Below are 26,113 nucleotides of genomic sequence, written 5' to 3'. Positions count from 1 at the left end.
GGGGCGCAGGTCGAAACGTACCTGCCGAAGTTTACGAAGCTGAACGGACCACCGATTTTTACTGCGGCGATGTCCGGAAAGCCGAGTATCTATTGGTTCCGCGTAATCAAAGTTGACGGACTGATTCCGAACGCTCTCGGCAAATACTACGCCACGTTTTCAACGAACCATAATGCGCGAGGCGGAATTGGGCTAGCTTACGCGGATGATCCGAAAGGGCCGTTCAAGAACTACGGTGAGATTTACGTCGATACCGTTGTTGGCGATTCGACCGAGACGCCTTTCGTAATTTACAACGAAAAAGATCGCCTGTTCTACATGTACTACCAGCAGTCCGGCGCAGGAATCAACCAGTCTACTTTACTTGCAACATCGCCGAACATGATTAACTGGACGCGTATAGGCATCGTACTCGATAAACCGGACGGTTATCCAGGTGACGGCCATACCGGTTATTTTGCCGTATTCAAGTTCGCGGAAAAGTGGGTTGGGTACAGCGTTATGGGCGGCGGAGATTACGGTCGCAAAGCGATCTCGTACTCAAACGACGGGAAGTTCTGGTACTCCGATCCGCGCGCAATGCTCGGCGGTAACGATGCGACTCTCACCTACGGAGAGAACTTTTCGCGGTCTAACGCGGGCCTATTTATGTACCGCGGACAAATGTGGTGGATCGGAATGATGTCCGCGTATGCTTCTGGCGGAGTCACAACCGTAGCACGGCCCGCCATTGCTCGGATAAGTCCGGATCTGCGACAGCTCCTTCACCGCCCGATCGATCTCGTACCATTTCCGACTTTACCGTGGGAGACTACGAACATGCAGTCGATGACGGTGTCCGTATTGGACGGAAATATTTACATCTACTACAACACGGATAATAACGTCGGACTTGTTCATACGGAGGTGGCGTAATGTTACATCGCGGATTAGACGGTAAAGAAATACCGAGCGGAAAGATACACAAGCAACTTTGTGCTAACTTTCTGGACGGCGCGTTGCCTTCGTGGTTAACGACGGTAGGGACTCCGGTAATTGAGCCGCCTCCTGGCCGAGGGCTTCTTCGTTTGGCGACGACCGCGACCGCGGGTAGTAGCGTTGAGCTTAAATCTACGGGGACTTTTAACAGTACACAGTTTACGGAGATCGCGTACACAATCGAAGGTCTGCAGTTTAACGGCAACATACAGATATCGGTGCAGGTCGGCATTAAGAGCGCGGACAGTAAGGCGGGAATCACGTTCTTCCATAATGTGAATCAACCGAGCGGAATCATACGCGCATATAAGGCAGACGGTACGTATACGGACTATCCGACTAAGATGGCGTTCTTCACGGTCAACATGGCGGGCGACGAAGGACAAAACCGTAAGAACCTGACTGTGCGCTTGTTTACCGGACAACAGTACGCTGCTTCAACGGGTAGACGCGTTTATGTATACGTGCAAAACGACGATCAAGTCGGCGCGCTTGCGGACGTGACCGATTCGTTTATCGACGGAGACCTACAATGTATCGCAAAACTAACCACCAGCGCGGCCGTAGCTAAGACGCTGGTCGCATCGCAGGTCAAGATCGATCTATGGGGTAACTAACGTAACTCATGTCCGAACGTACACGACACTAAACTGCTACGGATACTATGCGCTACGCGGCGCTAAAACGCGGGAGGATACGACCATGAAAACCGAACATATTCGCACTAAATTTCCGATGAATCTGCAGCTCTTTGCGGAAGGAGATCCGGAACCGACACCGCAAGAACCTGAGAAGACATTTACGCAGTCTGAACTAGACGCCATTGTTCGCGAAAGGCTCATGCGAGACCGTAAAGGACGCGAGGATTATGAGGAAATCAAGGCTAAATTAGCGGAGATGGAAGGTAAACAGCCGGAGTACGCGGCGGAAAAAGAAGCCGCTGAGAAACGCGCACAGGAAGCCGAGGAGGCTCAAAACATCGCGTTAAAAACAGCGAATGAGCGCTTAGTTAAAGCCGAGTTTAAAGCTCTGGCGGCAACAGGCGAGCAAAAGATTCGGCCGGATGCGGTTGAGGATGCGTTTAAGCTGGCGGATATCTCCGGAGTTACGGTCGATGACTCTGGCAGTGTTACCGGGATGGCTGACGTCATTAGCGCGCTGATCTCTTCAAAGCCGTATCTAGCGGAACAAAGCGTGGGATCACGTCAAATTGGCGGAGAGACCAACGGAGGCAGTCGTAAGATTGATACTGCCGGTATGGATGCGCGTGGGAAGATGGCTCTAGGATATTCGAATACGAGTAACAAATAAGAACCTTGCCGGTTCTTTTATTTTCTACAATAAATATTAGGGGGATTTTTAACAATGGCATTGACACTTTTAGAATCCGCAAAACTTTCACAGGACACGCTTCAACAAGGAGTAATCGAAACATTTGTTCAAAACGCTCCAGTCCTTCAATACCTGCCGTTTATGGAGATCCAAGGTAACGCTTATGCGTATAATCGTGAAGCTTCCTTGCCTGGTGTAGCTTTCCGTGGAGTCAATGAAGGTTATGTGGAATCTACTGGCGCAGTTAACCAACTGACAGAGTCGCTGTCAATTATGGGTGGAGACGCTGACGTCGATAAGTTTATCCAACGAACACGATCCAACATTAACGATCAACGTGCAATCCAAACTGCATTGAAAACAAAAGCAGCAGCTTTCAAATTCCAAGACACGTTCTTCAACGGCGATGTCGCCACTGATTCCAAGTCTTTCGACGGTTTGAAGAAGCGTCTTACCGGCTCTCAAGTTATCAATGCAGCTACAAACGGGCTAAACATCGGTGACGAGGGTAATTATGACCTGTTCATTGAGGCACTTGAAACATTGCTGTATCAGACGCGAGGACGTGCGGATGCATTGTACATGGATTCCAAAACGAAGATCCGTTTGAGCACGATTGCAAGGAAGCTCGGCTTCCACGAAAACAGTGTGGACGCATTCGGTAAACCAGTAATTGCGTTCAATGGGGTGCCAATCTTCGACGCAGGAGATAACGCTGCTGGGGGTAAAGTAATCGGCCATAACGAAACTACCGGTACAGCTACGAACACAACCTCTATCTACGCGGTAAAATTCGGAGCAGACGAGTATACTTCTGGACTGACTAACGGTGGCGTTCAAGTAACGGATTTGGGCGAGGTACATGATAAGCCAGTGTTGCGTACGCGTATCGAATTCTACACTGGTATGGCGCTGTTCGACGGTAAATCCGCAGCTCGTCTGTCCGGTATCATCGTCTAATAATCGGGAGGTGCGCAGATGTTCGTAATCAAAACGCCGAATCCGAATTATGACGGAGTTACGTGCGGCGTAAAATTCGAAAATGGCACGGCCGTAGTTGAGGACGAGAACCTGCGCAGGGTTCTCGTTTACGACTACGGCTATTTGTCGGAAGCAAAACCGGAGGAAAAGCCACCGCAGGAAGAGGCCGCGCCTAAAGCGACTAGACCTCGGAAAGGCGCTGCTAAGACCTCCGCAAAATAAACGGAGGTGTGGCGGATGAACTACGTAATACCTGACGCAGATGCGTACATTAACACGAATTGTATTGATATCGAGGATTGGACGGCCAGCGATACCGCGAAAAAAACACGAATGTTAAACGTCGCAGGATCAACGCTGACTCGCGCCTATTCGAAATACACGATACCGAACGCGGCGGTATACGAATTTGCGAATGTGCTTGCGATTATGTACAACGATATGCTGCGGATGCAGCAACAAGGCGTATCCACGTTCGGGCTGACCGGAGTATTTAACGTTAACTTCAAGGACGGAACAACTTCGATGCCCTACGACGATATGCGTAAGAAGATTCCGCAGGTTGCGCTCGATCTAATCGGCGAAGAGAACGGCGTTAAGCTAACTAAGCAGAGATTTGGGAGGCTGGTTGTCTAATGCCGTTAGTAGCGATGAATCAAACGATCACTGTTACGAAGGCCGGCGCAAGCGACGGGTGGGGCGGTAAAGCTGACGACGTCGTTGTCGAATACAAGGCGCGTGTTACCGAAGAGACGAAGACCGTCGTTAACAATTACGGAGAGGAGGCCGTTTCTAGCATGACGATATTACTCGATAAGCTACCGGATATAACGTACGATGACACAATAACGTACACGAACGAATTGGGTGTTACGATCGCGCGCAAGCCGGTTGCCATCAAGCCGCGTCGTATGTTGAGCGGCCGACCCGTATTAACGGAGGTGAACGTCTGATGTCGATTAACCGGATTAACTTTGATGTTGCGCGTGGTGGCGGATTCCTACGACGTTTGGTGAGCCGCTTTTCTCGTCGATACGAGGAGCGCTTAACCAACGCGATAGAAGACGGAGCAATGACCGGCACACACGACGTTATGGACGATTGGAAACGCCAGGCCACGGACTTAGCTCCGCTCGGTAAGACGGGCGATCTGAGACGCGGCATTGAGACGGACGTCAAGCATAACGGAAAAACGTGGACCGGTGAAATTACGTCAACAGCGGTTACAATGCGCGGTGGTCGACGATTTGACTACGCGACATACCTACACGATACGTATCCGGAGAAATACGGAGACACGTTTAAGAATCCGTCAACGCCAGGTACTATTCCGCGGTATCTTGCGGTACCGGCGGAGGAAAACGAGGCAGAATGGGCGCGCATCTTTGAAGGCGAAATAAAAGCCGCGCTTAAACGGGGGCGGTTATAATGGCCGCGATCATTGACGAAATCCTCGGCATCGAAGCGTTCATCAAGTCCGTTGTTCCTGGCGCGGTAGTCGAAAAGCAAACGGTCCCGCTGCAACCTACGCCGGGCCTTTTTGTCGTGCGCTTTATAACGGAGTCCCGTACGGATGAGACGGCGTATCACTACCGGATTGAACGCGATTATCAGGTGATCTATTACAGCGCGACCCCGCAAGCGGCCTTCCCAGTTACGGACGCGCTCAGTAACGCGATATACGACGTGCAGCGGATTGTTGCGACAGGGTCACGTCTGAACGCGCTGAACTATACGCAGCCCATGCGGACGGATACCGATAAGGCGTCGACCACTAACGCGGGATACGCAACACTCGGTGTGCTCCGGATTACCTCGCGCCAATCACGTACGCAGCAGTCGTATCCGCTTATTCAAAACGTAAATTCCCGTTTCGCTTAGGGCGTCCATCCGGGCGCTCTTTTTAATTTAAAGGAGGTCGTTACATGGCAACTTGGGACCCATCAAATTTACCGACACGTCCCGGTATTTACATGCGATTTATCCGCGCAGCAGCCGCACAGATTAGCGGAGGCACGCTCGGCACAGTCGCAATTCCGCTTCTGACATACGCCGGCACAGCGGTTGAGAAATCGTTCTATACGGTCGAATCCGAAGCCACAGCGGTTGAACTGTTCGGTAGCGCGAATATCCAATCGGTCTTACTCGCGTTGGCAGGTGGCGCAAAGGACGTTCTCGTCTACACGATGCCTGACGCAGCCGTTGCGGATGACTACGTTGATATGCGCGAAGCTTTCGATGCGCGTCCGTTTAACGTGTTCGTGTTCGACGGAGAGTTCGACGCTACGCAACAAGCCGCGACTAAAACGTGGGCGGCGCGCAATCGGGACGAAGGTAAACACTTCGTTGTCGTAATCGGCGGAGACGCGGCTTCTGACGCAGATCCAGCGCTTGGTAACGCTCGCTCGACACTAAACGAAGACGACTACATCGTCAACGTAATCAGCGGCGGAGTAATCAACGGAGTTACGTACACATCCGCGGAATACGCGCCATTCATTGCGGGCGATATCGCAGGGACTCCGATTAGTGAGTCGATTACCTACGATCAATTGCCGCTGGAAGACGTAACGAAGCGCTTGACCAATTCGCAAACAGTCGCAGCACTAGCGGCCGGGTCGCTGTTATTTACGAATGATGGCGCGAAGGTGAAGATCGAGCAGGGCCTCGTAACAAGCGGCCTCAAGATCAAATCGATCCGCACGCAGCAAGCGATCACGAACGATATCTCGCGCACAGCTACCGACAGTTACATCGGCAAGCTTCCGAACAACGCGGACGGTCAAGCTACGTTGATGGTCGCGGTCAAGGCGTACCTAGAATCGTTAGGCGCGGCTGTACTTACGAACCCGGTCGTTATGCTCGATCCGCAACGGCCAAGCGTAGGAGACTCCGTTTTCCTCGCGGTTAGCTATACGGAAACCGACACAATGGAACGCATCTTTATCACGGTAAATATTTAATCGAGGCGGTGAGAGAATGACTTTGGATGCAAAACGCGTTATCAGCGGTAACTACGGTCAGTTGTTCGACCAAGACGGCGAATGGCTGTCTAACGTTACCAGCGTTGAAGCGAATATCGAAATCGGCATGGAAGAGATCAAGCTGGCCGGCACGCGCTGGCTCGGCAACAAAACCACGACGCTGAAAGGTAGCGGATCGATTAACGGGTACCTCGTTACGTCCGAGTGGATCGAAAAGATGGCGCAAGTCACCGATGATGTCAGCTCGCCGTACGTTACGGAGCTTATCGTTAAGATCGACGACCCGGAAGCGTTCGGTGCATATCGCGTACGTCTGAAAAACGTAACGTTCGACCGGATTCCGGTTGTGAATTACGAAGTAGGCTCGATCGTTGAGCAGGAGTATACGTTTGTGTTCTCCGGTTACGAAATCCTGGACGCAATCCGTCCGTCATAATAGCGCAACAAAACTAGCGGACTGCCTTCGGGTGGTCCGTTTTTAATTACGAAAATAATCGGAGGTTGACATATATGGCAAAAGGATTAGAGGCGCTACTTGGCGCGAATTTGGACGTTACGAAAGAGGTTTACATTCCGCGGCTCAAGACGTCATTCACCGTCAAGGCGCTGACTAACGCGGAGACGACAAAAGCGAGACTACGCGCAACAACCGGTAAGGACAACGTAGATGCAACGACGCTCAGCTACGTGATGATTTCGATGGCTTGCGTTGATCCGGATTTTAACGACAAGGCGCTCAAGGCGCACTATGGCGCAAGTGATGACGTGGACTGCGTAGGTAAGGCGTTGCTTCCGGGGGAGATTGCGAAGCTGACTACGGAGATTTCGAATCTATCCGGATTTGGCAACGAAGAGGAGCTGCTGGAAGAGGCAAAAAACTAATTCGGGCGGGTGGTGAGGCTCGGATTTTGCATGAGATATTCCAGCGTCACCATATACCGCCCGACGAAATTTACGTTAAGCCAACACGACACCGCGCCATGATATACGCGTCCATGGCGGTAGTGCTTGAAGATGAGGAACGCGCAAGGAAAATAGCGGATCGAGGGAGGTAATGGGATATGTCGTTTGATATCGTAGGACATTTAAAAATCGTAGATAACGCCACCCGACCTCTTCGCGCTATGACTGCGGGAATCCTCAAGTTCGGAGCAGCAGCGGCCGGCATCGGAGCGGCAGTCGGCACAGTTGCGATTGTAGGCGATAGCATTAAGAAAGCGATGGATTTCGAATCTCAGCTCCAATCGATCAAGGCGTTAACTGGCGCCACCGAAACGCAGATGAAGGCGATTAGCGCGATGGCACTCGAACAGGGCGCACTCACGAAGTATTCCGCGTTAGAAGCTGCGCAAGGTATCGAAGAGCTCTTAAAGGCCGGTATGAGCGAAGCGACGATAATGTCCGGCGGACTTAACGCAGCGCTGAACCTCGCGACGGCTGGCGGATTAGAACTCGCAGAAGCGGCCGAAACGATGGCAACGTCGATGAACGCGTTTAAGAAGGACGGACTGAGCGCGGCACAGACTGCGGATATCCTCGCAGGTACAGCGAATGCGGCGGCGACAGACGTGCGAAACATTGCGTACGGGATTGCGTCTGCGGGTGGCGTTGCGGACATGGCCGGCGTTTCCTTCCGCGACTTGAATACCGCGATCGGACTTATGTCCAATGACGGATTGAAGAGCGGATCTGACGCGGGTACGTCGTTTAAATCGATGCTCATGTACTTACAGCCGCAGACGAAGAAAGCGACCGCGATGTTTAACCAACTCGGAATCGGCGTTGGGAAGGCGAACAAGTTCTTCGAAGGCGGAAAGATCAAGGATCTCGCGGGCATTGCGGAAGTCTTGAATAAAACGCTCGGCAAGATGAACAACCAGGACCGCGTAGCTACGTTGCTCGACATGTTCGGAACTGACGGCGTTAAAGCGGCGACTACGTTATACAAGGCCGGCGCAAAAGGCGTAGAAGAGTTCCATAACGAAATGGCGAAGGTCACTGCGCTCCAAGTTGCGGAAGAGAAGATGAATAGCGCGGCGGGTGCGATCGAGCAATTCCAAGGCGCGATGGAGACGTTGCAGATATCCGCGATGTCACCGCTACTTCCGTACATTAAGAAATTCGCGTTGGGTGCGCAGAAGCTGATTGCGGATTGGACCCCGCAGATTACGGCGGCCGTTCAGAATGCGGTGGATACTGCGGCGAAGTACATCAATACGAATTTCATTAACAATCCGGAGTTTAACAAGTTGCCGGATTTGGAAAGTAAGGTCCGCTTCGTGTTTGATACACTTGGAGATTCCTTCAACAAGTGGTGGGAAGCTGGTGGTAGAGATGACGCTAGAAATGCGACAAGCAGCATGATCGGGTTCCTCATTGATACTATGGAGGCGTCATCTTCGCAAATTACAGAAGTTGCTCTGAAAATCGGTGCAAGCATCGCTCAAGGTATCATGCAAGGGGTCAAGGATCATCTCAACGTCATTTCTTTACTTAACCCAGTGAAGCAGCAGATGGAGGATTTTAACAATCAGTACAACAGTGCAAAGAAACTCTCATCCGATTTGAGTACTTGGTCTGCAAATAATCCAGGAAAACCAATGGTTGACGGCGGAAGTATTGGCCCCACTGAAGGTAAAAGCAGTAGCGGTGGAGGAAATGCCGTTTCCAACTGGTGGAACGAAACATTTAGTAAGAGCGGTTGGTCGGGCCATTCCGCCGGCCTCGAACGCGTTCCATACAACGATTACCCTGCGCGACTTCATCAGGATGAGATGGTGTTAAATTCGAACCAAGCGCGAGACTACCGCGAGACTAACGGTGGAACCGGCGGAGGCCCGTCCGTAATGGTAACGGGCAACACGTTCGTTGTGCGTAACGATAGCGACATTGACGATATTGCGAACAGAATCGCGCTTCGGTTGGCGCAATAAAACGGAGAGGAGGCGGCATTATTGGCGAGAGGCAAGCCGCAGTTTTGGCTCAAGTATAACAATAACGCGGAGGTCTTATGGCTTCCCGTTAATCCCGAAACAATCAACGCAACATCAACGTACGGCTACGAAGACGTCAGCGTATCGAATCTCGGCGAGTACACGATTCTCGGAAACAATCGCCAGAAAGAGTTTACGGTATCTTCGTTCTTCCCGCGCGATTATAACGGGTCTTACTGTCAGTACTCGAAGCTAAAGGACCCGTGGGAAATCGTTAAGACAATCGAACGGTGGCAGAAGTCCGGCCGTCCTGTCCGTTTTATTGTGACGAATACGCCGATTAACATCGCGGTTACTATTCGGTCGTTTGAATACGAGGAGCGCGGCGGAGAGCCTGGCGACGTTTATTACACGCTGCAGCTCAAGGAGTACACGTTTATTCCTAACGCGAAGAAGTCGGACCCTAACGCAAAGAAGACGAATATATCTGCGCCTAAGGTTACGACATATCCGGCGCGTCCATCCACGCGTTCGACACCGACGTCCTACACGGTCAAGTCCGGCGACTCGCTGTTTAAGATCGCGGCCAAAGTCTACGGAAATGGCGACCGATGGCGCGACATCTACGCGAAAAACAAGTCCGTTATCGGCGCTAATCCTAACGCACTCAAGCCGGGGCAGAAGCTGGTGATCCCGAAATGAGTACGCAGATTAGCGTTTTATACGACGGTAAGTATAACGTGGAGTCGCTCGTAAAGACCGCAACTTGGTCCGGAGACGTCGCGCAACCTCATCGAACACTTACGCTGTCCTTATCCAATACGCTTAACGGCGAGGATCAAGAGATCGCGTTCGAACTCGGCAAGGAGATACGCTTTTACGTAGACGGTAAAGGCGTATTTCGTGGCGTCATCTTTACGTATGACATAACGGAGAAGGGCGACGCGGTCGTGATTGCGTATGACGAGAACGTGTATCTCACGAAGAATACAGATACGCGGAAGTTTGTCAAGACGACCGCAGGAGCGATGATCGCGGAGTTGTGTAAGTCTTTCGGAATCCCAACGGGCGATATCGCAAATACCGGCTACGTAATACCGCGCATGATCCTCCGGAGCAAGACGCTGTGGGACATGATGGTTACGGCGCTGACGGAAACACGCAAGCAGAACGGACGGAAGTTCGTTGTCTATGCGTCAAACGGAAAGCTCGGACTACGCGAGAAGAAGGACGCGGCGGTGCGTTGGATGATCGAGGATGGCGTTAACATTATCGGCGCAACACGGACGCGCTCTATCGAGGAATTGCGGACGGCCGTTAAAGTTGTCGGCGGTGAGTCGGAGGAGAAGCAGATTACCGCGTCTGAAAAGAATGCGGCATTAGCTACGCGTTACGGCTTGATGCAGCACTATGAGAGCGCGGATTCGAAGCTTAACGCGTCTCAATTACGGCAGCTCGCGAAACAGCGACTCAAGGAGCTATCGACCGTTAAGGAAGACGTAACAGTTAACGCGCTCGGCATTACGGACGTCATCGCCGGAACAGCGGTCTACGCGTTCGAGAGCATGACGGACTTAGTCGGCGGCTTTTACGTTAACGCGGATACGCATACGTTCAGTGACGGAATCCACATGATGGACTTAACGTTATCCAAAACGGATGACCTTCCGAAACTCGACTACGAAGAGGAGCCGGAGAAGAAGAAAAAGGCGAAGGAATCGAAGAAGAAGGCGAAAGAAAAAGCGAAGAAAGGGAAGTGATGCGATGGCTCTCGAAACTATCGATGGAGGCGGCGTAAGTAAATTGCGCGACGTCATCCGGCAACTCGGCTATAACAAAGACCTCGACATAGAATTCGGAACGGTCATCGCACCGCTTCCCGACATCCGCGTCAAGTTAGATAACGCCAACTTCGAACTGGAACGTGAGGACCTCGTTATCCTGGAACGCCTAAAAGGATACACGCGGACGCTTAAGATCAACGGAGTCGAGGCGGTGGTTGAGTATCCGCCGGTACTTGAAGCGGGTGATCGCGTAGCCCTCCAAATGTTCAACGCGGGACAGGATTACGTAATACTTGACCGGTTAGGAGGCGAAGGCGATGTCGCTTAGTCCACTTGCGGTAATTACCGATGAGGAAACGGAAGAGACGGTCGTTGACGAAATATTACCGCTCAAGACATACGCGTTAAACGTCGAGACTGGCGAAATGGGCGGAACGGTTGACGGCACGGCTGCGATCGAACAGTTCATTTACAAAGCGATCCGGACAGCGCGTTACCGTTTCGCGATATTCGATGACGATTACGGATGCGAGCTCGACGATTTAATCGGCCAAGAGGTATCGGTCGAATTATTGGAAACGGAAATACCGCGGACAATTGAGGACGCGCTAGTATACGACGACCGGATTCTTGCGGTGCGTGATTTTACATTAACGAGGGAGGCGGACAAATTGTACGTCTCTTTTTTCGTGGAAGTAGATAACGAAACGATTCCGGTGGAGGTGACGATTTAATGGCATACGAAGATCAAACGAAGGCCGCCGTACTCGAACGGATACTCGCGGAACCGCCTAACGATATCGATAAGCGGCCCGGTTCGGTAACTTACGATTTAGCTTCGCCCGCTGCGATCGAGATATCGCTTGCCTACGCGGAGCTTGACAACGTGCTCAACTACGGTTTTACCGATACAACGTTCGGCGAGTACCTCGATAGCCGCGCATCTGACTACGGACTCGTACGGAAAGCAGCGACCAAATCAACTGGATCAGTAACGTTTACTGGTCCGGACACAACGGTAATTCCGGCGGGCTCAGTCGTATCAACTGGAGGAGACACACCGGTCTATTTCGTTACGAGCGCGGCGGCAACTATCGCAGGCTCTACGGTATCCGTCGCAGCAGAAGCGCAGGACGCAGGCGCAGCAGGCAACGTCGGAATAGGCGGGATTAACACGATGGTTGGCGATCTCGTCGGCATTGTAGCGGTGAATAACGCAGTCAACTTCGAAGGTGGCGTCGATACCGAATCGGATGCGGCTCTATATGCGCGCTATCAGGAACGGGCACAGCGGCCAGCCACGTCAGGAAACGCGAATCAATACCGCCAATGGGCGCTCGAAGTACCCGGCGTAGCTGATGCGATTGTCTATCCGATATGGGCGGGCCCAGGCACGGTTAGAGTCGTTCTGCTTGGTGCGGATAAGACTTCTCCAGACCCTTCGGTTGTTACCGCGGCCCAAACGTATATTGATCCGACAATGGACGGCCACGGCGAAGGAGTTGCGCCAATTGGTCCGGTTGTTACCGTTCAAGGCGCGGTCGAGGTTCCGATTAATGTCGCGGTAGACGTAGATGTCGAGCCGGGCTACACGCTCGAAGAAGTACGCGCACAACTCGAATCCGGAGTCACTGCGTATCTAGCAACGCTGGCCTTCGCGGACCCACTCGTACGGATTACGCGGATCGCTAACGTTATCCTCGACGTGCCACGCGTTATTGATTACCGTGACCTTACGATTAACGGAGGGACCGCGAATATCGTCGTAGCTAACGGAGAGGTTGCGGTTCTTGGGACGGTGACGGTTACGTGAGAACATTAACGGAGATTAAGCGCGACATGCTCGACTACGTTCCGCAATATTATCGCGATTCACTCGTAGCAAGCGGACTACTCAACGCGGAGGCTATCGAAATCGCGCAGCTTAATGCGGATATATACGATGTGCTCGACCAGTTTTACATCGATCGCGCAACGTGGGGATTGGCGCGGTGGGAGCGGATATTCGGAGTAATACCGGAAGCCGGCGCAAGTTACGAACAGCGCCGTGAAGTCCTGCGTGGTAAGCTGCGCGGCGTCGGGAAGATTAGCGTAAGCCTCATCGAGAACGTAGCGGAAGCCTACGCAAACGGTGACGTGGACGTTACGGTTGATAGCGCGGCTTATACGTTGACAATTACGTTTGTCGGCGTCTTTGGCGTACCTACGCAACTTGACGCGCTTAAAGCGAATCTACGCGATATTATACCGGCTCACATGGCGATCGACTACGTATTCCGCTTTTATACGTACGGCGAGCTTGCGGGGAGCGGCGTGACATATGCGGACTTAACGGGTTACACGTACGACGATATTTACAATCGGAGGTTATAACGATGGCAACTACGCCAAATTTAGGATTGCCGTTGATTGATGGCGCGATGACTGCGGATGTGCCGCGGGACATGAATGCGCTGGCGAATGCGGTAGATACTGCGCTAGGAAACGTAAGTATTCCTGACGCGAGCCTGACCGTGAAAGGTAAAACGCAATTATCGAGCGCGACGGGCAGTGCGTTGGAGGATCGGGCGGCTACGCCAAAAGCGGTGAGTGATGCGCTGACACAAGCGAAGGCTTACGTAGATCAGGAAAACCTATGGGGGGCGTTGTAAATGGCGGCAGTTACTAAAAGGTTTAGCAAAGGCACTTTCGCAACAACAGGGAACACAAATGTTTACATTGTACCTGCCGGGGCATACGCCATAGTAAAAGCGGTAACGTTATGTAACAAGTCAGCTGCTGATGCAGTCGTGACGTTATCCTTTGGAGGTACAGAGGTTATCTATCAACACACAGTCAAAGCTAAGGATACCATCACCATACCGTTTTTAGATCAAGTCATTAACAGCGGTGAATCGATAATCGGGATTGCCGGGACAGCTAACGTGCTTAATTACTACATCAGCGGCAAAGAGGTGACATAATGCCCGGGATAGATAACTACTCATTGGGTAATTACGGTTTGGATGGTCCTGGTTTGCCGCTAGATGCCTTGAATTCAAAGACCGGAACACTAACTACGGTAAATGGCGCTAAATCAATCGTTGCAATTGGATTCAAACCCATGGTCGTGCTACTTAAAATAAAGCAGACTACGTTGTCAGGCAATTTCAGTTATAGGAATTTGGCGGCTGTTTGTTGGCGTGGCGGCGACTCGGCTTCATCCGCCATCGTGACTGGCTTTAACAATTCAGGTACATTTTACTCGAACAGCATAACTGTTTCAGATACAGTTTTCAACGATGACAGCATAACGTTTACTGTTTCGCTTTCTGGAGCAAGTGAAGAATTATCCTATCAAGTGTTTGGAGTCTGATTTTTGTTGATTAGCGTGGGTTCACAATATATATATATATATATATATAGGAAAGGGGGTGACAACACAATGCAAACAGGTATGAGAATCATATATGACCAAGATGGGGAGATTGTACTTTCTTTTATGCCAAGTGACGGTTCTCCGCGAAAAGAAATCACAAAATTAGAACACATTGATTTGAAGTATGATGAGATCGATCTTAACATCTATTATATTGAGAAGGTCGATCCAGAAACCAAAAAACCAGTCATTAAAAGGATTCATCCCGAATTGACTCCAGAAGAGAAAATGAGGGAATTGGAAGATCAAATTTTATTATTAGCCAATGAAAATACAGGAGGGATTTTGTAATGGTGAATGAAGTTGTGGTACGTATTGCTGCTGAACGAATTTTGAATAAAGGACTAAATCCAAAAACTGGCCAAGTGTACTTGCTTGATGACATTACGAATACTGATTATCGGCAAGCAGTCGAGGATTACATTCTGGAAAAAACCGACGGAATTTAACAAGCGCATCCGCTAATCGGAGCGCTATTTTTGTGCCTTCCGCTAATCATGCGGAGGGCTTCTTTTATTTTTACGGATAGGACGTGAACCCGTGAACAAGACGCAGCTTTATCGCATCCTAGTTCTGCTCGCGCTGGCCTTAACATTCATAGCGAGCGTCATCACGGCATCGTCCGTAACTAAATCACGCATCAACATTAACGTAAGCAGCCGCGCCGCAATCGAAACACTGCCGGGAATCGGGCCGGTACTTGCGGATCGCATCGTGAGCGGTCGCCCCTACGCAGATGTGTACGAATTGGATCGCGTTGAGGGCGTAGGCCCCGCGACAATAGACGGAATTATCGGGAGGGTTGATTGGTGATGGACATTGCGGGAATATCAGCGCTGGCCTTTACGTTATTGAAAGAGGGCGCGTGGATGCCGCTGGCCGTACTCGTTATCGGCGTGCTCGTATGGCTTATGTTACGCGCGCAGAAAGAGCAGACGGAGGCTAACCGGGCAGACGCTAAGAAGCGCGAGGATAAGTTGATGGCGTTCGTTGACGAGAACAAGGCGGAGGCATTAGCGCGTGAGGACCGGTTGATGGAGCACTTGACGAAGACGGAGGAAGTACAGACGCGTATCGTATCGACATTGGAACGGATGGAAATGCGGATGCAGTATATCGAACGCGCTGTAAATATCGAAATTAAATACGGAGATGATGCGGCATGAACTATCGCAAAGATTATATTCCGAAAGGTACCGCGAATAATAGGCGGCCTGGCCTCACTATGACCGCAACAACGATTACGATACACAATACGGGTAATCCGTCAAGTTCCGCGGCTAATGAACGCGCTTGGCTGACGAACGGATCGAACGCACGCACCGCGTCATTCCACATTGCGGTTGATGAGCGTGAGGCTATCGAATGTATTCCGCTGAACGAGAACGCCTGGCATTCCGGAGATGGTAGCGGAGCCAAGTCCGGAAACCGTACGTCAATCGGCGTTGAAATCTGTGAATCCGGCAATTACGCAAAGACGCTAGATAACGCGGTTACTCTCGTTGCGGCGATGTTGAAGGAACGCGGATGGGGCGTTGATCGATTGCGTCGCCACTACGATTGGTCTGGTAAAATCTGTCCGCGCTTAATGTACGAGGGTGGCGCGTGGACCGGATGGGGTCTGTTTAAAGCGGCGGTAGATGCGAAACTAAACGAAAAGGTGGCGGATGCTAACGTGAAGAAGGACGTAATCGTAAGCGTAGTTGTTAACGGTAAGAAAGTGACAGACGGCGTGCTTGACGGAGGAACTACGTATACGCCGGCGCGTGCAGTGGCGGAAGCTTTAGGCGCGAAGGTAACGTGGGACGCGAAGACTAAAACGGTGACGATTACGAAGGAGGCGAAGTAATATGAAGAAGCGTTTAACTAATCCGTTGTTCATCGCGGCGGCCGTAGGGCTTGCGTACCAGGTGCTCGAAAAGTACGGAGTTGCTCCGGATTTCGGTACGTGGCAGATCGGCGTTGACCTCGTGACGTACGCGTTTATCGGAAGCGGCGTGTACTCTACGTTCAAGAAAACGGAGTCGGCGGAATAAAACTGCGACCTACTTGCGAGTGACTACGTATTGTATCGTAGGTAGGTCTTTCCTTTTTATATGATTCGATGGTACTATTTGGATATAGAAAAGGTTTGAATGAGGGAGAGTTGTATATGGCTATGATTGATCTAGTAGTTGTTCAACCGATGGTAACTGATCTTGGACTTTCTACAGAAGTCGTTCGCACAGTAGAAAGCGTAATGATGCCGCAGGTGGGACAAAAGATTCGGGATCGAACTTTTGGACCCGATACTGACCTTGCTATCGAGAATGTAGTAATTGATTACCTGACGGAGGAGTGCTTCGTATATCTTGTCCCTGTGAGGTTGAATGACGCGGATGAAAACGAACTACGTAACCATGCTCAAGAGTATGAACGACGCGGATGGGAATGGCCACGTCCGATTTAATATAAAACGCAAAAAGGCGCAGTTCTCAACGGAATCTCTCCCGCGAGAACTGCGCCTTTTTGCGTTTTATATTACCTCAGGTTCTAGGTTATTAGCGCTTCTGTATGTTGCCACAATTACATCTAGAAGATAGGGAAGTATGTCAGTTTGATTTTCATTTAAGTAAGCATGTATATCCTTAAGTTCAATAGTTATTGGTGTCTCATAAAAAGTCGCTGAAACAACTCCGTTTTTAATAGAATATCCTTCTTTGACGATCATTTTACTATGGAAACTTTTTAGAATACTTTCAAAATGCGTATTTACTTCTTGTTTTAATTCCTCAAGTTTTTCCTCTTCTCTGTTCTTGTTGTCTTTAATTTCTTGAACCTCGCGGTTAGCTTGCAACAATCGTTCTTCAAGGGAAGGTTTTGTTATTTTCATTGTGATGACCACCTATCGAAGTAATTTTAGGATTATTTTACCACTAATTCAATAGATAATCTACTTAAACAACCGTTTACCGCGCTTCTTCTCGTTACCTTTATCGATCAAACTCGAAATCGGACTCGCTTTATCGTGTTGCTCACGTATATCTGTTCCTGTGAACTTCGCGTATACCTGGGTCATGTTAAGCGATGTGTGGCCTAAAATACGTGCCAGGGTCAACGCGTCGCCTCCTTCACGGAGAAACTTAACCGCAAAGTAATGACGGAAAGTATGCGGAGACACCCGCGGTCCTGTTACACCGACGCGCTTTGCGTAGATCTTGAGCATCTTCGCGAAGGTATCACCGTAGTAGCGTTCGCCGAATTGCGTGAGCCACAGCGGATCGTCCTCGCTTACGTCCATATACGAAATCAAGTTCTCAAGCTCACGGGCGGTTAGCGGAGAGATGGGGACTACGCGAGTCATGTTCGTCTTCGAATACTCCGCACGGATAACCACCTGACGCGTCTTGAAGTTAACATCCGATACGCACAAGCTGACCATTTCTCCGCTTCGTAAGCCGCAGTCACAGAGCAATAACATCATGCAGTAATCCCGGCGACCTGTATAGACTCTCCGATTAGGCGCGCTCAGTAGCTTAACGACCTCATCATCCGTAAATATATCGAACGTGTCTTTTGCCTCGGCTTGGTACTTCACTGCTTCCATAGGGTTGTACGTAATAACTCTTTCTTCTATTAAGTAATTGAAGAAGATGCGCATATTCCGTATGACGTTGTTTATCGTCCGAGGCGATAGTCCTTTTGCACCGTTTGGACTTGTCGGATGATCGTCCCAGCGTACCTTCCCGAACGAGAGATATTCGATGTACTCACGCAGAATCTCCGTATTAATTTCGTCGTACTCACGTTCGTTATACCACTTCTCGAATTGATTCAAGACCTGCGCGTACGCCTTAATCGTTTTTACTGCGCGGCGCTCTCTGCGCTTAGTATCGAGAAACTGCGCAATGCGATCTCCTAACGCAAGCTTAAGCGGCTTACCCTCTTTCGATACAAACGTAAACTTCGGTGTTTTCTGCGCCATTTATCAGCGCCTCCTTTAGCGATAAATTTACGCTAAATGTTCCGATAAAGCTGCGAAATCTTTATCGCTATAGCGACAGACTATTTCGCGTATGTTCACGCTAAACTTTGCGTCACGTTGACCGTTTAAACTAGCGGATTTCTGTATCCAGCGATTGCCGAAAAATTCAAAACCACGCCGTCCCGCGTCGAACGTGCCATCCGTCATGCGATTGAAGTGGCATGGACTCGTGGTAACATCGACAGCATCAGCCACTTGTTTGGTTACACGATCAATATCAGCAAGTCGAAGCCAACAAATAGCGAGTTCATCGCGATGGTCGCTGACAAGCTGAGAATTGAGCATAAGGTAAGCTGAAACGGTCAGGAGTAGTGAGCTGGCAATTATAGTTTGAATTCAGATTAGATTCTAGCCAAATGGATTTTGGTGGCCTGTATCTGAATTCGTTCATTTCATGCCGATAAACTTCTGTAATATATGCCAACGAATACCGTCAATTATTGGATTAAAGATATCCAGTAAATGACGGTATTTTTGCATAACGAAATAACACAGAACATGATGATGAAATTTAGTTTTGAATGATTGTTTCTGAATTTTGAGTTTCTACATTAAAGAAAGCTCCCTATAGCAAAATTCAGATAAAGGAAATAATTCATAAACTTTTACCCTCAGTTAACGCTTTTTCAAGTAGAAAGTGGTACGATGTGACCATTGACAAAGACCTACATATATATTTGAAAGTTCGGATAGATGCTACGAACAGAGGAGTAGAATCGTATGTTTACGCAAATAGGCGAGATTGCTGAACCAATTCCTGTAGTACAATCTGATACAAAATGTGATATCGTCTATCATCTTTTCAAGTCCAAACCTAGTCTGGAAGGTATAGCTGTTATGGGGGAGAGGTGTGTGTCATTAATGATGCGGGCCCGATTCTTTCAGCAGATTGGCACCCAGTATGGCTATAATCTGTATATGGGACGTCCTGTAGAACTGGTGATGAACATGCAGGCACTGGTCGTGGATTATTCGGAACAGATTACGGATGTCAGTGTTCTAGCCATGGACAGAGATGAAGGGGAAATATATGATCTTGTGTTGGTCACGTCAGGAGAACGTTTCTTTGGAGCTGTGAGTATTCGACGTTTGCTACTTGCTGTTGCAGATGTACGGGCTGAAATGGCGATTTTTATGAACCCGCTGACGGGTCTTCCAGGTAATCATATTATAGATGAAAGGCTGTCTCAGGCTCTTCAGATGGACCATTTTAGTGTACTGTACGTTGATCTCGATCAATTCAAATCCTACAATGATAGCTACGGTTTCAAAATGGGGGATCAGCTCATTCAGGCGACAGCTAACTTGCTTCGTAAGCTATTTGTTCCCCCTGAAGCTTTTCTTGGACATATCGGTGGTGATGATTTTATTACGATCCTGAATCACCATGATTACAAACTTATTAGTGAGGAAGTCATCTCAGGTTTTGAGGAAATGAAAAAGACATTCTACAACGAACATGATTGGCATCATCAATATGTTCTGGGGGAAGGACGCTCCGGGCTGAATCGGCCCATTCCTCTGGTGTCGGTATCCATCGCCGTTGTAACCAATAGCAAGCGAAAATATGAAAACATAGATCAGATTATTGATGATGCCACACGCATCAAAAAAGGTTGTAAAGCGATTGCTGGCAGTATCATCTGTGCAAATGATAACGTCAGTACTCTGTGCTAGAGATAAGAAATACTCATAGTAGCTCAACTACTAACGTTAAAGATACAAGAAAAACCACTACTTATCAGGAGTTATTCACCTGTAATAGCGGTTTATCTATTATGTGATGCGAGTCGAGTGCTGTGTTGCAAAAACACTTCAACCGCATTATGTATACATATAAGTATGTTAGAGCAAAGAGTACTCAGATTCGAATATCGACGGATGGATATGAAGCAGCAGGAGATGTAGAAGCCGTAGTTTGCGGGCCGTTTCCTGATTCCTGATCTGTGGTTCCGCCATCTGATGGGTGCTCCTTACTTCCCGTTTTCTTTCCTTCATTTACTTCCTGATTATCTTCTCCAGATGTTGCAGAGATGGGAGGTTGTGCCGATTCTTTAGGCGCGGATTGATGGATCTCTTCCACCAGTTCCCCAATCTTCTGATTAACCTTGTTTAACTGGGAGTTGATGTCTTGGACGGTCTCTCGCTTTGCCTGAAAGACGGTGCGTTCTGAATTTTCCAACATCTTTGATTTGCCGAGATCGAGATCATTTGTAGGAGGATTAATCTCCAGAACAAGTCGGTCGAAGCGGGTTTCTCCTTCGGTGGTCTGAATGGAGCCCTGCATGCGATCACGTAAACCGACCAGCTTACCCAATTGATCATAAGTCTGACTATGCTTGATCAGGTGATCGAGTGAAGGGGCTTGTGTCTCGTCGGTTGGTTTGGGTTGTTGCTGTTGAGTCTTTTCGGGCTGTCTTAATTTGTTCTTTTCTTGCAATTCCTCTGCTTTAATTTGGGCAATCTGGCTGTCGATCTGTGATATGGAGCTTGTTAAGGATTTAATTCGCTGAGCTTTGGTTTTGGTATCCAACTCGTCATTGGTTTTTACACTTTGCATTTCTTCATTGAGCCGGATCTTCTGCTGCATGAGTCCCTGAATTTCTTTATCCCGACTGGAGACTTGATTCCCGGGAGTGAAACTGCTTTTGGTTGCAGATGAGATTGAATTCATATCCTCAGTTCTCCTTCTACTCTTTATCATGGTTCTATTTACATATATCGGATGTTAAGAGAAGGATTTGAATAGCTCTTGTTTCATCGCAATGGATTCATTTTGCGTCGGTTGTATTGCGTACTTCATCATAATAATTGATAATGTTTATTATTAAGTGAGTGGAAGTTCAGACACAATCTATGTAGCCGGAGATGGGTTAGCAAAATGTGGAATGATTATTATATCCTCTGGAACTATGCTGCGGTGAGTATAACAGATATTCGTTACATGGAATTAGAGGCATAAGAAGAGATGAATTACAAATTTCCAACAAGTACCTTTGTACTCACCATTCAGGGTGATGCTGGAGTGACGCTGACAAGCAAACATATGAAGTGAGTCGCTTTTATATTATCCATGGGGCAAAAGGAAGTAAGTTGGTGATTCAAGCAGGCGAATCCGGATTGCGCCTATATTACTTGATGTACAAAACAAACCTGCCTGGTGGAGGATTACATTATTCTAACAGCGAACAATCTGACCCTGGAAGAGTTGAAATCGAAACTTGTCTGGAGTTCACTGGATGGGTTAAAAATGATCGTGTGTTTATCTGGGGCCCGGATCGTTCATGGTACTTTGACCCGATTGCAACATTGGATCAAACAGAGGAATTGGCCGCGTGGTTTACGAAGATCTCTGAACCCAAATAAACGTAATAAGTGCTTGATGAGATGAAATTCAATTCCACTCTAAAATTCAGTTGATAATGAAAATTATTATCATTTATAATAAAGGTATATTAGTGAACCTCTGCTACGCATATGTTATCGGCTGTGTGGCAGAATGATGACCTTGTAAGGCCTTTGTTCCGGGTGAGGCTGGGATTGGAGAGTATTCGATGCAATTAGACGAACAGATGAAATGCTGGAATCATGCCGCTGTTAAGGTTCTGGATATACGCAGAATCGTTATGGAGGCAGGGGAACAACTGAGTTCCTACACACTTCCGGCAAATGGGTTTATATATACGATTCGAGGGTCGGCTGACCTCCAATTGGATGGACGAGCATACAAGGCAGAGCGATTTTACATGCTTCATGGAGCCAAAGGATCTTCACTGGATATCCAAACCAACGAAGATTTCGAATATATTCTGCTCTATTACAGAGCATTCCTTGCCTTTCCTAGTTATCGTAAAAAGTGGTTATTGGCAGAGCCGGAGGTTGCACCGTTCTCTTTGCAATATGGATTTGCACCGAGTAGTCCGCTGGGGCTGTTACGTTACCTTGATGCGCTTGAGGGCGCATGGTTACAATCTGGCAGTCTGGATCTGCTTCATACAAAAAGTTTATTTTACCAATTCATTCATGAAATGATGGTTCAGTTGGCAGAGCAGGAGATCAAAACAGAGCTTGCTGACCCGGTGAAACAAACACTTCGTTATATACAGAACCATTATAGGGAACAGGTCACGCTTGATTTCCTGGCTGAACAATTCAACTACAGCTCCCGTCATTTATCCATGCAATTCAAACGACAGACGGGTCACAGTCCCATTGATTATTTAATTCAGACCCGAATCGCTAAGGCTCGCAATCTGCTTTTGCGATCTGATGCAACGCTGAGTGAAATTGCAGCAGAAGTGGGTTATTCCGATGTGTATTATTTTAGTCGTATTTTTAAAAAACATGTGGGGATCTCTCCGATTCAGTATCAACGAAAGATGAGAGAAGAAGCGAGAACAGAGGATCGTCCATTGGTAATCTCTGAATCGTCCATTGGCCGAAGATGGAAGTCGGGATATATTGATTATGAGAATCATTATCAATATATAGACGGAGGGTCTACACCAATGAAAAGAAGAAAAACAAGTTCCAGTATGATTATGGTGGCATTATTGAGCATAACGATGCTCCTCGCAGCCTGTTCTTCAGGTACAGCTACAACACCAGCAGCTGGCGAAGGAACGGGTGCCAGTTCCAATAACAGCAGTACGGCCGTGTCATCAGATACAGGAAGCCAAACGAACAAAGACAATGAAACACGCACGGTCTCAACGGTTAAGGGTGACGTAGTTGTTCCAGCGAATCCTAAACGGGTTGTTGTACTATATCTCCAGGGAGACGTTGTTGCGCTTGGAATTAAGCCAATTGCTACATCTGAAGTATTTAACGGGGCTGCCTACAAGAGTGAGCTTGAAGGTGTAAATTCACTAGGGACTTGGTTCGAACCGAATCCTGAAGCTGTCATTGACCTTGATCCGGATCTGATCATTGTTCCTTCAGAAGAGACGTATACGTTATTAAAGGATATTGCACCTACGGTATATATTCCGTACGAGAAAATGACAACAGAAGAAAGACTCCAGAGTATAGCGAGTATTTTTGGCAAAGAACAGGAAGCTGAGACATTAATCAATAATCTCAATAGCAAAGTCGAAGAGAGTAAGCAAACACTAGCAGATGCAGGCATATTGGACAAAACGGTTTCCATTGTGGAGGGCGGTTTGAAAGGTATGGTCGTTGTAGAGAGCAAACAATATGGCCGAGGATCTCAGGCATTATATGAATATTTGGGGATGAAAGCACCTGAAGTGGTACAAAAGAAAATTGATGTAGTTTCGGAAGCGGGAGGCTCTAATTTATCCATGGAAGTACTGCCTGAATATATCGGGGACTATGTGTTTCGTTCGGTGTATGAAGGGGCAGATAACCTTACGGATGATCCAATATGGAGTAGCATACCGGCTGTTAAAGAAGGTCGCCTAATTGAGATTGATTTTGATTTCTTCTACTATTCAGATATCTATTCAGTCAACAAACAAATCGATTTTGTTGTCGAAAAGCTGTTGGCGGCTCCAAGAGCGCAATAGTTAAGAGCGGAGTTGTTTATAAAATTTTTGTACAAGAAATGTTTGTTTTTTAGCCATTGTATTTTGATAAGATTACCATTACACTAGGATTTAAGTGATAATGAGAATCGATATCAAATACTCGATGTTCTGGATCGAATTAACGGAGGTATTTTTAAAATGAATCAGCAGTTGGAACTTTATGATGTAACCATTATCGGCGGTGGCCCTGCGGGCATGTACTCTGCCTTTTATAGCGGCATGCGGGATATGAAGACCAAGTTGATTGAGGCACGTGACAGATTGGGCGGTCGCATGCTCTTTTATCCGGAGAAAATGATCTGGGATGTCGGGGGTGTGACGCCAATTCTGTGTGAAGATCTGATCAAACAATTGGAAGAACAGGCAAGAACTTTTGAGCCAACCCTCGTTTTTGAACAACAGATCGAAGGATTCGAGCGTCAACCTGATGGCACGATTCTGCTAACTTCTGCAACAGGTGAACAACACTGGACACGTACCGTCATTTTGGCAATCGGATATGGCATATATAAAATGGCCAAGCTGGAGCTTGAAGGTGCAGACCGTTATGAGGTTAGCAATCTGCACTATACCGTGCAGGAACTAGAGCCATTCCGTGGTAAACGCGTGCTGATCTCGGGTGGAGGCGACTCTGCTGTGGACTGGGCGAATGAACTGGAAGCACTGGCAGAGCAAGTTACGGTTGTACATCGTCGTGACCGCTTTGGCGGGTTGGAGCGTAATGTACTGCGTATGAGAGAATCCTCTGTAGATGTCCGTACACCATATGCGGTAGAGACACTGCATAGTATGAGTGGTGATGTGATTGAACAGGTGACCATCTCACACGTGGACACTGGTGAAACTGAACTGCTTGAAGTCGATGCTGTCATTGTAAACCATGGCATGAAGAGTGACTTTGGTCCAATCCGGGATTGGGGACTTGATCTTGGAGAATGGCACGTCACTACAACGGAGAGATTACAAACCAATATTCCTGGTGTTTTTGCCGCAGGTGACTTTGTAGATTATGGTAGCAAACTGTATCTGATTGCTGGTACCTTCACTGACGCTGCCCTTGCGGTGAACAGTGCAAAGCTTTACATGGATCCTGAAGCGGAAAAAGTGGCTTATGTTTCTTCCCATAACAGCCGTTTTAAGGAGAAAAATAAAGCTCTTGGTGTTTTAGAAGAATAAAAGTATGCTTTGTATACATTAAGATGACTTCGGGTTAATTTAATCCCGAAGTCATCTTTTTTTGCATAAAATGGGTAATAGGAAGGCATAATTTCACCAGACACAACGGCTATCGAATTGAATATACACTACCAAATGTCTATAATAAGCCTGAGAAACAGTAGAATAACATCAAGATACAATAACATGATCAGAGTGGAGTGCAGCATATGAAAAAGGGATCACAGCCACAACGAGGTTTCACCTTCATCCAGCGGTGGTTCAAACGATCTGATAAAAAAAAGATCAAATGGTCTGAAATGTATCTCGCACTGGCTGGCGCGCTTCATCGCTTGTTGGTTGAAGGGCGGCGTGAACGTTCAGCAGCCAAACGGCTGCATCAGGACTTGCCTATTAACGTGTTGGGCGAGATGAAGCTAGAGCCAGGGGATATTGTGTACACGCCAAGCTCGGAATCGACGTATTACGCCGGGCATATGGGCATTATTGGTCTCGACGGCAAGGTGTATCATGTGCACCCTTATGGGCCTGTATTTGCTGATTCATTAGAGTGGTATCTTACGCGGTTTTATGAAGGAGATCGTTTCATTGTATTCCGTTCCAGACTGAATGAGGCAGGCATGAAAGCAGCCGGGTGGGTACATGACCATTACAAGCAGGTAAAATTCTACCGTTTGCAGACCAATCTGCGCAGTATTGAGCGCAATTACTGCTCCAAGTTTATATATCAGGCCTATCAGTTCACATCGGGACTGGACCTGTGGAGCCGCAAATTTACCCGAATGAATCAGGGTTATATCTATCCATTTCGAATTGAGCGCTCTTCAGAGCTGGACGTTCTGGGAACTTTTTATAAATAAGGCTGGAACCGACTAAAATACTGTTCTTCCGAAAATAAGGAGATCAGGTTCTGTCGGTTTTTTTTGTATGTGTAGAGATTAAAAACAGGAAAAA

37 protein-coding genes and 1 pseudogene are annotated in these 26,113 nt (G+C 48.3%); 35 read left to right on the top strand and 3 right to left on the bottom strand.

Translation table 11 applies throughout. From position 1 onward, the window contains the following. The first annotated feature begins 318 nt into the window (after positions 1–318). The 29 genes from MHB85_RS20350 (at position 319) to MHB85_RS20210 (ending at position 16,859) form a co-directional block, all read left to right on the top strand. Complete coding sequence (locus MHB85_RS20350) at positions 319–915, top strand: hypothetical protein (protein WP_341073601.1); 597 nt, start codon at positions 319–321, stop codon at positions 913–915. After that, positions 915–1,595, top strand: coding sequence for a hypothetical protein (locus MHB85_RS20345; RefSeq protein ID WP_341073600.1), 681 nt, complete (start codon positions 915–917; stop codon positions 1,593–1,595). The genes MHB85_RS20350 and MHB85_RS20345 overlap by 1 nt, the downstream gene beginning before the upstream one ends. Positions 1,596–1,680: 85 nt before the next feature. Continuing rightward, positions 1,681–2,289 (top strand): scaffolding protein, encoded by a 609-nt coding sequence (locus tag MHB85_RS20340; protein ID WP_341073599.1) that lies wholly within the window; start codon positions 1,681–1,683, stop codon positions 2,287–2,289. 54 nt (positions 2,290–2,343) lie between these two features. Then, the gene (locus tag MHB85_RS20335) at positions 2,344–3,270 is read left to right on the top strand and encodes a major capsid protein (protein ID WP_341073598.1); all 927 of its coding nucleotides are present in this window, start codon (positions 2,344–2,346) and stop codon (positions 3,268–3,270) included. A gap of 18 nt (positions 3,271–3,288) precedes the next feature. Next, complete coding sequence (locus MHB85_RS20330) at positions 3,289–3,513, top strand: hypothetical protein (RefSeq protein WP_341073596.1); 225 nt, start codon at positions 3,289–3,291, stop codon at positions 3,511–3,513. A 15-nt stretch (positions 3,514–3,528) separates the two neighbouring features. After that, positions 3,529–3,927 carry a hypothetical protein gene (locus MHB85_RS20325; protein WP_341073595.1) on the top strand — a complete coding sequence of 133 codons (399 nt, stop codon included), beginning with the start codon at positions 3,529–3,531 and terminating at the stop codon, positions 3,925–3,927. A 161-nt stretch (positions 3,928–4,088) separates the two neighbouring features. After that, positions 4,089–4,244 carry a hypothetical protein gene (locus tag MHB85_RS20320; protein ID WP_341073594.1) on the top strand — a complete coding sequence of 52 codons (156 nt, stop codon included), beginning with the start codon at positions 4,089–4,091 and terminating at the stop codon, positions 4,242–4,244. Between the two features lie 119 nt (positions 4,245–4,363). After that, the gene (locus MHB85_RS20315; RefSeq protein WP_341073593.1) at positions 4,364–4,720 is read left to right on the top strand and encodes an HK97 gp10 family phage protein; all 357 of its coding nucleotides are present in this window, start codon (positions 4,364–4,366) and stop codon (positions 4,718–4,720) included. Between the two features lie 116 nt (positions 4,721–4,836). Continuing rightward, entirely contained in the window at positions 4,837–5,172 is a 336-nt protein-coding gene (locus MHB85_RS20310; protein ID WP_341073592.1) for a hypothetical protein, read from the top strand. A 44-nt stretch (positions 5,173–5,216) separates the two neighbouring features. Continuing rightward, the gene (locus tag MHB85_RS20305; protein ID WP_341073590.1) at positions 5,217–6,254 is read left to right on the top strand and encodes a phage tail sheath subtilisin-like domain-containing protein; all 1,038 of its coding nucleotides are present in this window, start codon (positions 5,217–5,219) and stop codon (positions 6,252–6,254) included. A 16-nt stretch (positions 6,255–6,270) separates the two neighbouring features. After that, a complete protein-coding gene (locus MHB85_RS20300) occupies positions 6,271–6,711 on the top strand; it encodes a phage tail tube protein (RefSeq protein ID WP_091032436.1) in 441 nt (146 codons plus the stop codon). Positions 6,712–6,785: 74 nt separating this feature from the next. Then, entirely contained in the window at positions 6,786–7,157 is a 372-nt protein-coding gene (locus MHB85_RS20295) for a phage tail assembly chaperone (protein WP_341074257.1), read from the top strand. A 179-nt stretch (positions 7,158–7,336) separates the two neighbouring features. Continuing rightward, positions 7,337–9,208, top strand: a complete 1,872-nt coding sequence (locus tag MHB85_RS20290) for a phage tail tape measure protein (RefSeq protein ID WP_341073589.1) — start codon at positions 7,337–7,339, stop codon at positions 9,206–9,208. Between the two features lie 21 nt (positions 9,209–9,229). Continuing rightward, complete coding sequence (locus MHB85_RS20285; protein WP_341073588.1) at positions 9,230–9,910, top strand: LysM peptidoglycan-binding domain-containing protein; 681 nt, start codon at positions 9,230–9,232, stop codon at positions 9,908–9,910. After that, positions 9,907–10,968: an XkdQ/YqbQ family protein gene (locus tag MHB85_RS20280; RefSeq protein WP_341073587.1), complete on the top strand. Its 1,062-nt coding sequence runs from the start codon at positions 9,907–9,909 to the stop codon at positions 10,966–10,968. Before MHB85_RS20285 ends, MHB85_RS20280 begins: the two co-directional genes overlap by 4 nt. 4 nt (positions 10,969–10,972) lie before the next feature. After that, positions 10,973–11,320 (top strand): DUF2577 domain-containing protein, encoded by a 348-nt coding sequence (locus MHB85_RS20275; protein ID WP_341073586.1) that lies wholly within the window; start codon positions 10,973–10,975, stop codon positions 11,318–11,320. Continuing rightward, complete coding sequence (locus MHB85_RS20270; protein ID WP_341073585.1) at positions 11,310–11,726, top strand: DUF2634 domain-containing protein; 417 nt, start codon at positions 11,310–11,312, stop codon at positions 11,724–11,726. Before MHB85_RS20275 ends, MHB85_RS20270 begins: the two co-directional genes overlap by 11 nt. A 152-nt stretch (positions 11,727–11,878) precedes the next feature. After that, a complete protein-coding gene (locus MHB85_RS20265; protein ID WP_341073584.1) occupies positions 11,879–12,805 on the top strand; it encodes a baseplate J/gp47 family protein in 927 nt (308 codons plus the stop codon). A 26-nt stretch (positions 12,806–12,831) separates the two neighbouring features. After that, positions 12,832–13,365, top strand: a complete 534-nt coding sequence (locus MHB85_RS20260) for a putative phage tail protein (RefSeq protein WP_341074256.1) — start codon at positions 12,832–12,834, stop codon at positions 13,363–13,365. Between the two features lie 2 nt (positions 13,366–13,367). After that, positions 13,368–13,643, top strand: coding sequence for a phage tail protein (locus tag MHB85_RS20255; RefSeq protein WP_341073583.1), 276 nt, complete (start codon positions 13,368–13,370; stop codon positions 13,641–13,643). After that, on the top strand, positions 13,644–13,955 hold the full coding sequence (locus MHB85_RS20250; RefSeq protein WP_341073582.1) for a hypothetical protein: 312 nt from the start codon (positions 13,644–13,646) through the stop codon (positions 13,953–13,955). Continuing rightward, on the top strand, positions 13,955–14,347 hold the full coding sequence (locus tag MHB85_RS20245) for a hypothetical protein (protein ID WP_341073581.1): 393 nt from the start codon (positions 13,955–13,957) through the stop codon (positions 14,345–14,347). Before MHB85_RS20250 ends, MHB85_RS20245 begins: the two co-directional genes overlap by 1 nt. Before the next feature lie 69 nt (positions 14,348–14,416). Next, positions 14,417–14,701 carry a hypothetical protein gene (locus tag MHB85_RS20240; RefSeq protein WP_340906685.1) on the top strand — a complete coding sequence of 95 codons (285 nt, stop codon included), beginning with the start codon at positions 14,417–14,419 and terminating at the stop codon, positions 14,699–14,701. Next, complete coding sequence (locus tag MHB85_RS20235; RefSeq protein ID WP_341073580.1) at positions 14,701–14,859, top strand: hypothetical protein; 159 nt, start codon at positions 14,701–14,703, stop codon at positions 14,857–14,859. Before MHB85_RS20240 ends, MHB85_RS20235 begins: the two co-directional genes overlap by 1 nt. A 91-nt stretch (positions 14,860–14,950) precedes the next feature. After that, on the top strand, positions 14,951–15,223 hold the full coding sequence (locus tag MHB85_RS20230; protein ID WP_341073579.1) for a ComEA family DNA-binding protein: 273 nt from the start codon (positions 14,951–14,953) through the stop codon (positions 15,221–15,223). Further along, positions 15,220–15,576: a hypothetical protein gene (locus MHB85_RS20225; protein ID WP_143023576.1), complete on the top strand. Its 357-nt coding sequence runs from the start codon at positions 15,220–15,222 to the stop codon at positions 15,574–15,576. The genes MHB85_RS20230 and MHB85_RS20225 overlap by 4 nt, the downstream gene beginning before the upstream one ends. Further along, positions 15,573–16,259: an N-acetylmuramoyl-L-alanine amidase gene (locus tag MHB85_RS20220; protein ID WP_341073578.1), complete on the top strand. Its 687-nt coding sequence runs from the start codon at positions 15,573–15,575 to the stop codon at positions 16,257–16,259. Before MHB85_RS20225 ends, MHB85_RS20220 begins: the two co-directional genes overlap by 4 nt. 1 nt (position 16,260) lies before the next feature. Further along, a complete protein-coding gene (locus MHB85_RS20215; protein WP_341073577.1) occupies positions 16,261–16,446 on the top strand; it encodes a hypothetical protein in 186 nt (61 codons plus the stop codon). Positions 16,447–16,562: 116 nt separating this feature from the next. Beyond that, positions 16,563–16,859 carry a hypothetical protein gene (locus tag MHB85_RS20210; protein ID WP_341073575.1) on the top strand — a complete coding sequence of 99 codons (297 nt, stop codon included), beginning with the start codon at positions 16,563–16,565 and terminating at the stop codon, positions 16,857–16,859. 66 nt (positions 16,860–16,925) lie between these two features. On the opposite strand, the gene MHB85_RS20205 is transcribed toward MHB85_RS20210, so the two are convergent. Together MHB85_RS20205 and MHB85_RS20200 are read right to left on the bottom strand one after the other, a co-directional pair. Continuing rightward, the gene (locus MHB85_RS20205) at positions 16,926–17,282 is read right to left on the bottom strand and encodes a hypothetical protein (protein WP_341073573.1); all 357 of its coding nucleotides are present in this window, start codon (positions 17,280–17,282) and stop codon (positions 16,926–16,928) included. A gap of 60 nt (positions 17,283–17,342) precedes the next feature. Beyond that, complete coding sequence (locus MHB85_RS20200; RefSeq protein WP_341073572.1) at positions 17,343–18,374, bottom strand: tyrosine-type recombinase/integrase; 1,032 nt, start codon at positions 18,372–18,374, stop codon at positions 17,343–17,345. 141 nt (positions 18,375–18,515) lie between these two features. Here MHB85_RS20200 and MHB85_RS20195 point away from each other — a divergent pair. Further along, positions 18,516–18,731, top strand: a pseudogene (locus tag MHB85_RS20195) (sporulation initiation factor Spo0A C-terminal domain-containing protein); the annotation flags it as partial. A gap of 423 nt (positions 18,732–19,154) precedes the next feature. Next, positions 19,155–20,111, top strand: a complete 957-nt coding sequence (locus MHB85_RS20190) for a GGDEF domain-containing protein (RefSeq protein WP_192134007.1) — start codon at positions 19,155–19,157, stop codon at positions 20,109–20,111. A 184-nt stretch (positions 20,112–20,295) separates the two neighbouring features. On the opposite strand, the gene MHB85_RS20185 is transcribed toward MHB85_RS20190, so the two are convergent. After that, positions 20,296–21,108 carry a FlxA-like family protein gene (locus MHB85_RS20185; RefSeq protein WP_192134005.1) on the bottom strand — a complete coding sequence of 271 codons (813 nt, stop codon included), beginning with the start codon at positions 21,106–21,108 and terminating at the stop codon, positions 20,296–20,298. 377 nt (positions 21,109–21,485) lie between these two features. On the opposite strand from MHB85_RS20185, the gene MHB85_RS20180 reads away from it, so the two are divergent. The 4 genes from MHB85_RS20180 to MHB85_RS20165 all read left to right on the top strand — a co-directional run bounded on the left by MHB85_RS20180 (position 21,486) and on the right by MHB85_RS20165 (position 26,019). Next, the gene (locus MHB85_RS20180; RefSeq protein ID WP_341073570.1) at positions 21,486–21,800 is read left to right on the top strand and encodes a hypothetical protein; all 315 of its coding nucleotides are present in this window, start codon (positions 21,486–21,488) and stop codon (positions 21,798–21,800) included. 188 nt (positions 21,801–21,988) lie between these two features. Then, entirely contained in the window at positions 21,989–23,962 is a 1,974-nt protein-coding gene (locus MHB85_RS20175) for an AraC family transcriptional regulator (RefSeq protein ID WP_341073569.1), read from the top strand. 159 nt (positions 23,963–24,121) lie between these two features. Continuing rightward, complete coding sequence (locus tag MHB85_RS20170; RefSeq protein WP_341073567.1) at positions 24,122–25,159, top strand: NAD(P)/FAD-dependent oxidoreductase; 1,038 nt, start codon at positions 24,122–24,124, stop codon at positions 25,157–25,159. A 209-nt stretch (positions 25,160–25,368) separates the two neighbouring features. Beyond that, positions 25,369–26,019: a hypothetical protein gene (locus MHB85_RS20165; RefSeq protein ID WP_036672336.1), complete on the top strand. Its 651-nt coding sequence runs from the start codon at positions 25,369–25,371 to the stop codon at positions 26,017–26,019. The last annotated feature ends 94 nt before the right edge of the window (positions 26,020–26,113 follow it).

This window comes from Paenibacillus sp. FSL K6-4396 (assembly GCF_038002525.1).
GTDB classification, from domain to species: Bacteria; Bacillota; Bacilli; order Paenibacillales; family Paenibacillaceae; genus Paenibacillus; species Paenibacillus amylolyticus_B.
The sequence above is the reverse complement of the archived record's forward strand: the minus strand, read 5'-3'. Positions and strand labels throughout refer to the sequence as shown.